This window comes from Pseudomonas sp. PA-4-8C (genome assembly GCF_021606625.1).
In the GTDB taxonomy this organism is placed as follows: domain Bacteria; phylum Pseudomonadota; class Gammaproteobacteria; order Pseudomonadales; family Pseudomonadaceae; genus Aquipseudomonas; species Aquipseudomonas lactis.
Genome location: NZ_WKCD01000156.1, coordinates 1 through 12,753, shown reverse-complemented (window position 1 = coordinate 12,753; position 12,753 = coordinate 1). Strand labels below are relative to the sequence as shown.

The window sequence follows — 12,753 nt, the reverse complement described above, 5'->3', positions numbered from 1 at the left end:
CCGCCGCAGGTCGAAAGGCTGGGCGACCCCCTGCGCAACCCGCGCCTTGAGGCCGGCATAGTCGCTGTCGACCTGCTCGATATCGACCCGGCCCTGGGCGTCAATGACTTGAACCGCGCCGGTGGCGTCCTGACGGAAATACGTGCGCAGGCTTTCATGGCGAGCCAGCAAGCTATCAAAGCTCTCTTGCAGCGCGGTCAGGTCCAACGGCCCCTGCAAACGCAAGGCGCTGGGGATGTGATACGCGGCGCCGGCCGGGTCCAGTTGCCAAAGGAACCATTGGCGCTCCTGGGCATAAGACAGCGGCAGAGGTTGCGTGCGGTCGGCCTTGATCAGCGTAGGCGCGGTGACGCCCTCCTCGCCCAAGGCCCGCACGAAATCACCCAGCAGCGGCTGTTCGAACAAGGCCTTGAGTGGGACTTCCAGCCCCAGGGCTTGACGCACCCGTGACACCACCCGCGTGGCCAGCAATGAATGCCCACCCAACTCGAAGAAATGATCATCGAGGCCCACCTGGGGCAACTCCAGTACCTCGGCCCAGATCGCCGCCACCTGCTGCTCACGCGGGGTGACGGGCGCCACATGGCCCTTGAGCGACAGACTGGCATCCGGTTTGGGCAGTGCCTTGCGATCGAGCTTGCCGTTGGGGGTCAGCGGCAGGCTGTCGAGGAACAGCCACTGCGCTGGCACCATGTAGTCCGGCAGACGCGCGCGCAGCGCGGCTTTATACTCCTGCGGCGCCTGCGGCGCGGTGCTGACCAGGTAAGCGATCAGCCGGTCGTTATCGGCCAGCACCACGGCTTCACGTACGCCGTCGAACTCACGCAGGCAGGCTTCGATTTCACCCAGCTCGATACGGAAACCCCGGACCTTGACCTGATGGTCGACACGGCCGATGTATTCCACCACGCCGTCCGCCTGATAGCGTGCCAGGTCGCCGGTACGGTACAGGCGTTCGCCCGGAGCCCCAAACGGGTTGGGCACGAAGCGTTCGGCGGTCAGCGCCGGCTGCCCGTGGTAACCGCGCGCCAGGCCGACACCACCGATCAGCAGCTCACCGGACACACCTTGGGGGCATGACGTGAGACCGGCATTGAGAATGAACAAGCCGGTATTGGCGATGGGCCGTCCAACGAACGGCAATGCCTGGTGCAAACGATGAGCCGCCGACCAGATGGTGGTTTCCGTAGGGCCATAGAGGTTCCACAGCGGGCCTTGCAGGTCGAGCATGCGCTGGGCCAAATCGACGGGCAGCGCTTCGCCACCGCACAGGCAGGCGATGCCACGCAGTGAATGAGCCCGTGGGCTGTCGAGCAACATGCGCCAGGTCGAGGGCGTGGCTTGCAACACATTCGCCGCCTGGCGCTGGGCCAGATCGAGGATCGCCTCCGGGTCGAGGGCCATTGCCTGGGCGCTCAGCAACACGGTACCGCCGACACTCAGCGGCACATACAGCTCCAGGGCGAAAATGTCGAACGAGAAGGTGGTCAGCGACAACAGCCGCGCATCCTGGCCGATACTCAACGTGCCGGCCATGGCGCTGGTGAAGCTGCACAGCGCCTTGTGACGAACCATCACCCCTTTGGGCTTGCCAGTGGAGCCAGAGGTGTAGATCACGTAGGCCAGATGCTCCGGTGTCACGGCAACCTGGGGATTGTGCTGCGCTGTGCCGGCCTCCTCCACCATCAGCACCTGCACGCCGTGCGGCTGCGCCAGGTGCCCCAGCAGGTGCGGTTGCGTCAGCAATACCCGGGCGCGGCTGTCTTCAAGCATGTAGGCCAGGCGCTCTGCCGGGAATTGTGGGTCGAGCGGCACATAGGCGCCACCGGCCTTGAGGGTCGCGAGCAAGCCAACCACCATGTCCAAGGAACGCTCCACGTGTACTGCCACCAGCACGTCCGGGCCGACGCCCATGTCGATCAGACGATGGGCCAGCCGATTGGCGCGACGGTTGAGTTCGCCGTAGCTCAGGTGCTCGTCATTGAAGTGCAGCGCGATGGCGTCGGGTTGCGCCGCGGCCTGGGCCTCAAACAACTGGTGTACGCAGCGTTCGCGTGGGTAGTCGGTGTCGCTGCGGTTCCAGTCGTGCACCATTTGCTGCGATTGCGACGGGCTGAGCATCGCCAGGTCGTCCAAGGCCACCGAGGCATCCTGCAGGACCGCGCGCAGCAGGTTTTGCCAATGCTCGGCCAGGCGTTCCGCGGTCGCCGCGTCAAACAGATCCGTGGCGTAAGTCAGCGAGGCCCAGAGACCGTCCACCGATTCCTCGGTTTCCAGGTTCAGGTCGAACTGCGTGCTGTGACCGGCCCAATCCACTGGCTGCAAAGCCAGGCCGGGCAATTGCACCGGGGCTGAACGCAGGCTGTCCTGATGGTTGAACATCACTTGGAACAGCGGGTTATGGCTCAGGCTGCGCTCGGGCTGCAACACTTGCACAAGCTGCTCGAACGGCAGGTCCTGATGGGCCTGCGCCTCCAGGGCACGCAGCTTGACCTGGGCCAGCAACTGGTCGAACGGCATCTGTCCGTGCACGTCAGCTTGCAGCACCTGGGTGTTGATGAAAAAGCCCAGCAGTCGTTCGGTTTCGAAGCGATTACGGTTGGCGACCGGCACGCCGACACGCACCTGCGACTGGCCGCTGTAGCGGTGCAGCAAGGTCTGGAACGAGGCCAGCAACAGCATGAACAGCGTCACGTCCTGACGCTGGGCCAGGGCCTTGAGTTCAGTCAACAGCACACGTTCCAGATGAATCTGGCGGCGCGCGCCACGATGGCTCTGCACTGCGGGGCGCGGATGGTCGAGGGGCAGGTCCAGCAGCGAATGTTCGTGACCCAGACGAGCGCACCAGTAATCGAGCTGGCGTTGTTGTTCCCCAGCCGCCATCCAGTCGCGCTGCCACTGGGCGTAGTCGGCGTACTGGATCGGCAAGGCCGGCAAGCCAGCGTCGCCTTGGTACAGCGCCACCCACTCGTCGATCATCACTTGCATCGACCAGCCGTCAGAGATGATGTGGTGCTGGGTGATAACCAGCACATGGTGATCAGGCGCGACGATCAGCAACTTGACGCGCATCAGCGGGCCGTTGCGCAGGTCGAACGGGCGCTGGATCTCTTCGATGACAGCCTGCTCGATAGTGCCGGCGTCGACCTTTTGTTGCTCAACCGGCACTGCCAGGCTTGGGTGGATGACTTGCACAGTGTGCTCGCCCGACTCCACAAAGGTGGTGCGCAGCGGTTCATGGCGCTGCACCAGGGCCTCGACGGCGCGCTCCAGCGCCGCGATGTCGAGTTCACCGCGCAGGTGCAAAGCGGTGGGCACATGATAGGCCGCGCTGGTGGGATCCAATTGCCAGAGAAACCACTGCCGTTCCTGAGCAAATGACAACGCCAGTGGCTGGTCACGGCCAACTGCCTGGATCACGGGCGCCGTATCGACCTGCACGCCTGCGCACGCCGCAGCAAAGGCTGCCAGCGTCGGCTGTTCGAACAGCGCCCGCAACGGCACTTCCAGCTTGAGGTCGTGGCGCACCCGGGAGATCACTTGGGTAGCCAACAAAGAGTGGCCGCCGCGTTCGAAGAAGTGATCTTCCAGGCCAACCTGCTCGACCTGCAACACTGCTTGCCAGATCGCCGCCAACTGGATTTGCAATGGACTCTGCGGCGCCACGTAGGTGGTGCTGGCCTGGTTCAGGTCGGGTGTGGGCAGTGCACGGCGGTCGAGCTTGCCGTTGTGGTTCAACGGCAAGGCATCAAGGGCCACCCAATGGCCCGGCACCATGTAGTCCGGCAATGTCTGGCGCAAGCGCGCTGCCAGTGCCTGGGTCGCCAGCGCTTGGCCTTCGGCGGGCACCACGTACGCCACCAACTGCACGCCGGTCGCGCTCGGCTGCGCAAGCACGGCGGCTTCGCGCACATTGGGCAAGGCTTGCAGGCTGGCTTCGATTTCGCCCATTTCGATACGCAGGCCACGAATCTTCACTTGATGGTCGATACGCCCGACGTACTCCAGCGCACCCGCCGGGTTGTACCGGGCCAGGTCGCCACTGCGATAAAGCCGCGCACCGGGCGTGGCGGAAAACGGGTCCGGCAAGAAGCGCTCGGCGGTCAGCGCCGGGCGGTCGAAGTAGCGTTGCGCCAAGCCAACCTCGGCGCCAATGCACAGCTCGCCCACGCCATCGATGGCCAACAGTTCGAAACCGTTGTCGAGTACATACAGCGCGCGCCCGGCAATCGCCTGCCCGATTGGCACGCCGTAGGCGTCGTTGGCATCGGCCAATTGGCACTCATGCACACTGGACACAACCGTGGCTTCGGTGGGCCCGTAGGTGTTGACCAGGCGCACATTGCCCAAGCCCGCGGCGTACCACGCACGCACGCCTTCCACTGACATGGCTTCACCACCCACATGCACCTGGCGCAGCTTGCCCAGGGAGCGACGGTGCTCGGCGCATTCCTGCGCCAACAGGTACCAGTAGGCGGCGGGCAAATCGGCCAGAGTCACGCCCTGCTCAACGATTTCTCGCGCCAGTTGCCCGGCGTCCCAGAGTTTATCGCCACGCATGATCAACGCCGCGCCCGCACACAGGGGCGGGAAGCACTGTTCGACAAAACCATCGAAACTGAAGGTCGCAAACTGCAACACGCGGTCCTCGGCGCTCAGTCGGCTGTACAGCGTGGCGCTGTCGCAGAACTGGCCGAGGGCGGCATGGTCGATGGCCACACCCTTGGGCTGGCCGGTGGAGCCAGAGGTGTAGATCACGTAGGCCAGGTCAGCCGCCGCTGCGTGATTAGGCGGATTGGTCGTCGGGTAGCCGGTGAGCTCCTCGCCACAGGCGCTGAAATCCACGCGGGTCAGGCCGCGGGGCAAAGGCAAGTCGGCGAGCAAGCCGGTTTCGCTGAGCAGCAGGTCCAGGCGGCTGTCGGCGAGCATGTAGGCCAAACGCTCCGCCGGGTATTTAGGGTCCAGCGGTACGTAGGCCGCCCCGCTTTTGAGCACTGCCAGCAGGCTGACGATCAACTGCGGGCCACGCCGCGAAGCCAGGCCCACCCGTTGGCCGGGGCCGACACCCAGCGCCAACAGGCGATGGGCCAGGCGGTTGGCGCGCTGGTTCAACTGGGCGTAGCTCACGCTGGCGTCACCGGCCTGCACAGCCAGGGCGTCCGGCGTCGCCCCGGCCTGGGCGGCTATACGCTGATGCACGCGCTCGTTGGCCTGTGGCGCTGCGGCTGAGCGGCTCAGCGCGAGCATCTGCTGTTGCGCAGGGGCGTCGAGAAGGCGCAGGTTGCCCAGCGGCATGTGAGCGTCTGCGAGCAATTGCGCCAGCAGGTGTTGCAGGTTGGCGCTCAACTGCGCCACTTGCGCCTCGCTGAACTGGGCACGGTCATAGCTGAACTCCAGGCGCAGGCTGGCGCCCAGTTCGATGCCCAGGGTTAATGGATAGTGCGTGCGCTCATGGTTGTGCAGGCGACCGAAGGTCAGGCCGGCCGGCGCGCCTTGCTTGAGCGCCTCGGCGACCGGGAAGTTCTCGAACACCAGCAAGGTGTCGAACAGCGCGCCTTGCTGGCCGGCCCAGCCCTGGATGTCGTAGAGCGGCACATGTTCATGGTCGCGCAGGCTGAGGTTGAGCACTTGCAGTTCGCTGAGCCAAGTCGCAGCCGACTGGGCTGGCGAGGCTGCGCTGATGATCGGCAAGGTGTTGATGAACAGGCCCAGTTGCTGCTCGATCCCCGGCAGCGGCGCGGAACGCCCGGCCACCGTGGCACCGAAGGCGACGCAGTCCTGGCCGGTGTAGCGTTGCAGCAACAGGCTCCAAGCCCCTTGCAACAGGGTATTGAGGGTGACTTTGTGCTGGCGTGCGAACTCGCCGAGGCGGCGGGTAAAGTTGCTCTCCAGTGCCACGTGATGGTCAGCCATGCCCACCCCGTCGACCGGCGTGCGCAGCGCTTGCGCCAGCAGAGTCGGCGCCGGCAATGCCGCCAGGGCGGTTTTCCAGAACGCCTCGCCCGAGGACTGTTGTTGCAGCCAGGCGAGGTAATCGCGGAACTGCCCGAGCGGCGCCGGTACTGCCTGCCCCGCATAATGCGCGATGACCTCGGCGAGCAACTGCGCGTTACTCCAGCCGTCCATGAGGATGTGGTGGCTGGTAAAGATAAAGTTCCAGGCCGCACCGGCACCACGCACCAGCGTCAGGCGAAACAGCGGCGCGGCATTCAGGGCAAAACCACGTTCGCGTTCGGCGTGGGCCAGGGTGTCGAAGTCGGCGTTTGGGTCTTCGATCACTTGCAGTTGCAGGTCGACCTGGCGCTGGATCAGCTGATGAGCACTGTCCAGGCCCAGCCAATGGAAGCTGCTGCGCAGGATGTCATGGCGATCCAGTGCAGCCTGCCAGGCACGCCCGAAAGCGAGCACATCGAGGCCCTCGATGTCGAGGCGCAACTGGTTGATGTAGGCCTGGGCCTCGGGTTCCAACAGGGTGTGGAACAGCATGCCTTGCTGCATCGGCGACAGCGGATAAAGGTCGGCAATCGCCGGCCCGGCCACGGGCAACGCATCCAGTTGCTGCTGGGTGAGGCGTGCCAGCGGGAAATCCGACGGGCTCACCTGGCCTGCCGGCGTGGCACAGCAATGCTCGATCAGCGCATTGAGTTCGGCTGCGTACTCATCCGCCAGACGTTGCACAGTTGCCGCCTCGAACATCTCTCGACTGAAGCCCCATTGAAGCGACAGCTCACCGCCATACACCTGCCCTTCCACCGTCAACCAGTTGGCCAGCGGTGCCTCTGCATCCTGAGCCTGCCCACTGCCCTGGCGGGCCGGCACGAACAGTGCCGAGTCATTGAACTGGCGGTCGAACTGGCCCAGGTAGTTGAACGTGATGCGCGGCGCGGTCAGGGTCGACAACGCTTCGCGGGTGTCAGGCGTGCCGAGGTAACGCAACAGGCCGTAGCCAATGCCTTTGTTCGGCACGGCGCGCAGTTGCTCCTTCACCGACTTGATCGCCGCCGACAGTTCCCCTTCGGCGTGCAGGCGCACCGGGTACAGGCTGGTGAACCAGCCGACGGTGCGGCTCAGGTCGATGTCGTCAAACAGGTCTTCCCGACCATGACCTTCCAATTGAATGAGCGCAGCAGGTTGCTCGCTCCAACGGCTGATCACCCGCGCCAGGGCGGTCAACAGCAGGTCGTTGACCTGGGTGCGATAGGCCGCTGGCGCGTCTTGCAGCAGTCGGCGGGTGTGCTCGACGTCAAGGCGTGTTTCCAGCTTGGCACCCAGGCGGTTTTGCAAGCCGCCTTCGGGGTGATCACACGGCAGCTCGGCGTCGATGGATTGGGCTTGCCAGTACGGCAGTTGCTGGTCGAGGGACTGCGCGTGGCGGTGCAACTGTTGCGCCCAGCGCTGGTAGGCACTGGTTTTCGCCGGCAGCGCCTGGTCGCGGTAGGCCTGTTGCAGGTCTTCAAGCAGGATGCGCCAGGACACGCCATCCACCACCAGGTGGTGGATCACCAGCAGCACACGTTGGCTGCCATCGGCCAAATTCACCAACGCGGCGCGCAGCAGCGGGCCTTGGGCAAGGTCAAGGCTGCGCTGGGCTTCATCACACAGCGCCGCCAGTTCGGCGTCGGTGCTGGCCTGGCATTGCCACAACAGCGGTTCGCTGACGTAGGCGGCATGGCTCTGCTGCCAGCCGTCAGCCTGCTGCACAAAACGCAGGCGCAAGGCGTCGTGATGCTGGATCAACCGCGCCAGCGCTGCCTCCAACCGTGCAGGCTCAAGCACCTCGCCGGGCACCAGCAACAAGGATTGATTCCAGTGATGCCGCGCCGGGATCGGCTGGTCGAAAAAGCTGTGTTGCACGGGCGTCAGCATGACCTCGCCGCTGACCGGGCCCTGGTCGATCAGGCTGACCTGCTCAAAGCGCGCCACCAGGGCCAGGCTGCGGATGCTCTGGTACTGGAACAGGTCACGCGGGCTCAGGCGAATGCCGGCCTGACGGGCGCGGCTGACTACTTGGATGGAGATGATCGAATCGCCGCCCAGCTCGAAGAAGTTATCGTCCTGGCCGACCTCCTCAACGCCCAGTACGTCGCTCCAGATGGCAGCCAGGGCTGTTTGCAGGTCGCCTTGGGGGGCGACAAACGCCTGTTGCAGTGCCGCGTCTGGCACTGGCAACGCCTTGCGATCGAGCTTGCCATTGGCGGTCACCGGCAGCTTGGGCAGCGCAATGAAATGCGTCGGCACCATGTATTCCGGCAAGCTGCTGAGCAACCAGGCCTTGAGGTCCGTTGGCGCCTCGCCTGGGTGCACCAGATAGGCGACCAACTGCTTGCCGCCATGTACCAGTACCACGGCTTCGCGCACGTGTGGATGCTGCATCAGGCGTGCTTCGATTTCGCCCAGCTCGATACGCAAGCCGCGCAACTTGACCTGATGATCGAGACGGCCGAGGTATTCGATCACCCCATCGGCACGTTGGCGCACGCGGTCACCGGTGCGATACAGGCGCTCGCCCATCACGAACGGGCTGGGCACAAAACGTTCGGCGGTCAGCGCCGGGCGTCGGTGGTAACTGCGCGCCAGGCCAACGCCGCCGAGATAGAGTTCGCCGCTGACGCCAGCCGGCACCGGGTTGAGTTGTGCGTCCAGCACGTAGGTGCCGAGGTTGGCGATGGGGCGGCCGATGGGCACGCTGTCGACGCCTTCGTCAATGCAGGTCCAGTGCGTGACGTCGATGGCCGCCTCGGTCGGGCCATAGAGGTTGTACAGCTCCGCAGCGGGCAACTTGGCGAACACTTGCTGTTGCGCATCCAGGGGCAAGGCTTCGCCGCTGCACACAATGCGCGCGAGGCTCGCGCACGCCTGTACGCCCGGTTCATGGATAAACGCCTGCAACATCGACGGCACGAAGTGCAAGGTGGTGATGGCGTGCCGGCCAATGGTGTCAATCAGGCGCGCCGGTTCACGGTGCTCGCCAGGCGCCGCGACCACCAGGCGTGCGCCGCTCATCAGCGGCCAGAAGAACTCCCACACCGACACATCAAAGCTGAATGGGGTTTTCTGCAAGACCGCGTCATTGGCACCCAGGCCATACGCCTGTTGCATCCAGCTCAAGCGGTTGACCAACGCACGATGGCTGTTGCCAGCGCCTTTGGGCTTGCCGGTGGAGCCCGAGGTGTAGATCACATAGGCCAGGTTCAGGGCATGCAGGGCCACGTTCGGCGATTCGCTGCTGTATCCGTCGAGCCATAGCGCCGGCTGGTCCAGGGCAATCACCTGGATACCGGCGACGGGCAGCGACGCCAGCAGGCTCTGCTGGCTGAGTAACAACTGAATGCCACTGTCTTCGATCATGTAGGCCAGGCGTTCCTGGGGGTACTCAGGGTCGAGGGGCACGTAGGCGCCACCGGCCTTGAGAATCGCCAGCAGGCCAACCACCATTTCGATGGAGCGCTCGATGCAGATACCCACCAATACGTCGGGCCCTACGCCCTGCTCGCCCAGGGCATGGGCCAATTGGTTGGCGCGCGCATCCAGTTGGGCGTAGGTCAAGGTGGTGGTACCGAACACCAGTGCCGGAGCATCGGGGCTGCGCCGTGCCTGGTCTTCGATCAGGTGATGAATGCCGCGCTCGGTCGGGTACGCCTCGGCGGTGTGGTTCCAGGTGTGGAGCAACCGTTGCTGTTCAGCCGCGTCAAGCATGGGCAATTCGCCAATGCGCTGTTCGCCATCGAGCACCATAGCTTGCAGCAGGCGGGTCCAGTGCCGGGCCATGCGCTCGATGGTGGGCGTATCGAACAAGTCATTGGCGTAGGTCAGCGCGGCATGCAGGGTGCCGGACTTTTCATAGGTGTCCAGGGTCAGGTCGAACTGGGTGGTACGGCCTTGCCATTCCACCAGGGCCAATTCCAGACCCGATGCGGTACTGACCGAGGCGATGTCGGCGACTACCGGCTGATGGTTATACATCACCTGAAACAGCGGCGTGTGGCTCAGGCTGCGCTCGATTTTCAGCGCTTCCACCAGACGTTCAAAGGGCAATTCCTGATGAGCCTGGGCGCCCAGGGCATGCTCCTTGATACCTTGCAGCAACTCGGCAACCCGGGTTTGCCCGCTCAGTTCGGTGCGCAACACCTGGGTGTTGACGAAGAAACCGATCAGGCCCTCGACTTCGGTGCGATTGCGATTGGCAATCGGCACACCGACGCGAATGTCGCCCTGGCCGGTATAGCGGTGCAGCAGTACATTGAAGGCACCGAGCAGCAGCATGAACAGGGTGACGTTGTGTTTTTGCGCGCAGCTGCGCAGTTGCGCGGCCAGTGCCGGCTCAATCGCGAAGTTATGCCGTGTGCCCTGGTAGCTGGGCATCGCGGGGCGTGGGTGATCAGTGGGCAGTTCCAGCACCGGATGCTCATCACCCAGGCGGGCCTGCCAATATTCCAATTGGCGCGCCTGCTCGCCCGCTTCCAGCCAGCGGCGCTGCCACAGGGCGTAGTCGCTGTATTGGATGGGCAGCGCCGGCAGTTGGGGCGCTTCGTCGCGCTCGTGGGCGTCATAGCAACGGATGAATTCGTCGATCAGCACATTCATCGACCAACCGTCGGAGACAATGTGGTGCAGGGTCAGCAGCAGCACGTGTTCCTGCTCGGCAAGCTTGAGCAGTTGCACGCGCAGCAGTGGCCCATGTTCCAGGTCGAACGGCAACAGCGATTGACGGGTGGCGGCGGCGTTGACGGCCTGCTCCCGCGCATCAAAGGCCAAGGCGGTGAAGTCCAGGTGCTCGACGGCCACCGACGGCTCCACCGCCACCTGCGCCAGCCGCTCATCGGCCTGACGCTGGAACACTGTGCGCAGGGTTTCGTGACGCGCCACCAGGCTGGCGAACGCTTGCTCCAGCGCTGGCAGGCTCAACACGCCACTTAAACGCACCGCGCCGGGCAAATTGTAGGCGCCACTGGCCGGGTCCAACTGCCATAGAAACCACATGCGCTGCTGTGCGTAGGACAGCGCCTGGCGGTCCTCCACCTCCACCCCTGCCGGAATCGGAAACCTTGAAAAATCCACGCCTTCTTTCTGCAAGGCTTGCAGGAACAATTGGCGTTTTTCCAGGGGCAGCCCGATAAACCGGCGAGCAAGTTTCAAGGAGTCTTCAGCATTCATTTCTTGGAATCCGGGGCAATAGGCGGGAAGCACAAAGGCACGTCGTCCCTATAAAACGAACCGGGCGGGGAAAAATTAGCGGGGGCATGGGAGGCGGTTGCCCGCGGGGAATGCGGGCTGGCGGGAAGCGTCCTACGCAAAATCAGTACGCCACCGCTATTGTTAGCCATGCCTACGCTCTAGGCTTGCCGAGGTCAGGCTATCCAGACGTCTACACGAGGGAAATCAGCGCAATGAATCGCCAACTGCAATACAAAGGCTATAACGGCTCAATTGAATACAGCGCTGACGACAATTGCCTGTTTGGCAGGCTTTTGTGCATCAGCGCACTGGTGAGTTATGAGGGCCAAACCGAACACGCGCTGGAAGTGGCCTTTCGCGAAGCCGTGAATGACCTGCTCAACCAAACCTGCAAGGCCAGCCTTTACCCTAATCGCCGGTAACCCAATACCGCCGAGCCCGCTACCACCGCCCCCGCTGCCAGCGCCACCCAGAACCCGCTGGTGGCACCAAAATGGTCGATCATCCACCCCGAACTGGCAGCGCCAATGGCCACGCCGATGCTCAGGCCGGTGATCAGCCAGGTCATGCCTTCGGTCAGGCGGCTGGCCGGGACGATCTGCTCCACCATGGCCATCGACACAATCAAGGTGGGCGCGAAGAACAACCCGGAGATAAAGATGGCAGCGGCCAAGCCGGGAATATTGCTCACCAGCAGCAAGGGCAAGGTGGTCAACGCCGTGGCTACGCCGCAGTACAGGAACTGACGTGGCAACGGTGCCTTGAGCTTGAGGGCACCGAAGGCCAACCCGGCCAGGCACGAACCAATGGCATACACCGACAGCACGATACTCGCCGCCGCCGGCTGGCCCTGATGCTGGGCGAAGGCCACGCTGACCACATCCACCACGCCGACGATCACGCCCATGGCCAGCAGCAAAATCATCAGGATCAATACCGACGGCGAAGCAATCAGCCAGCGACCGTGCGCGCCCTGATGCGCGTGTACCGGTGGCTCGGTTTGCCGTTGCAGCACAAAGGTGGTGACGCCCACCGCCAGCAACAGCGCCGCCACCAAGGGCCCGGCTTCTGGGAACACCGCCACGCTCAACCCCACCGAAATAGGCGGGCCGATGATGAAGCACACCTCATCGAGTACCGACTCCAGGGCAAACGCGGTTTGCAGCCTGGGCTGGCCACGGTACAACTCGGTCCAGCGCGCCCGCACCATAGCGGACATATTGGGCATGCAGCCCGCCAGCGCGGCGAACAGAAACAGCGTCCAATTCGGCGCCTGCAACCGCGTACACAGCAGCAACATCAATAGCGCCCCGCCGCCGATCAGCGCGGCAATTGGCAGCACCCTGCCCTGGCTGTAGCGGTCCACCCAACGCGACACTTGCGGTGCGCAAAGCGCCGTGGCCAGGGCAAACACCGCCGCCACCGAACCGGCCAGGCCATAGCCACCATGCACCTGGGACAGCATGGTGATCAGGCCGATGCCGGTCATGGATATCGGCATGCGTGCCAGCATGCCGGCGAGTACAAAGGCCCGGGCACCGGGGACTTGGAATAATTCGGCGTAGGGGTTTGCCATCC

General features: G+C 64.1%; 3 protein-coding genes. 1 reads left to right on the top strand and 2 read right to left on the bottom strand.

Annotated features, from left to right (window positions below; genetic code table 11):
- A partial coding sequence (locus GIW04_RS20095) for a non-ribosomal peptide synthase/polyketide synthase (protein WP_236479150.1) occupies positions 1-11,154 on the bottom strand: 11,154 nt, incomplete at its 3' end.
- A gap of 233 nt (positions 11,155-11,387) precedes the next feature.
- Between GIW04_RS20095 and GIW04_RS20090 the strand changes: the two genes are divergently transcribed.
- Positions 11,388-11,597 carry a hypothetical protein gene (locus tag GIW04_RS20090; protein WP_094774095.1) on the top strand — a complete coding sequence of 70 codons (210 nt, stop codon included), beginning with the start codon at positions 11,388-11,390 and terminating at the stop codon, positions 11,595-11,597.
- On the opposite strand, the gene GIW04_RS20085 is transcribed toward GIW04_RS20090, so the two are convergent.
- Positions 11,579-12,751 (bottom strand): MFS transporter, encoded by a 1,173-nt coding sequence (locus GIW04_RS20085; protein ID WP_094774096.1) that lies wholly within the window; start codon positions 12,749-12,751, stop codon positions 11,579-11,581. The genes GIW04_RS20090 and GIW04_RS20085 overlap by 19 nt on opposite strands.
- Positions 12,752-12,753 lie beyond the last annotated feature (2 nt).

Excerpts from the sequence above, each read along its gene's own strand:
- GIW04_RS20090 (WP_094774095.1), top strand. The coding sequence starts at position 11,388 with ATGAATCGCCAACTGCAATACAAAGGCTATAACGGCTCAATTGAATAC.
- GIW04_RS20085 (WP_094774096.1), bottom strand. The coding sequence starts at position 12,751 with ATGGCAAACCCCTACGCCGAATTATTCCAAGTCCCCGGTGCCCGGGCC.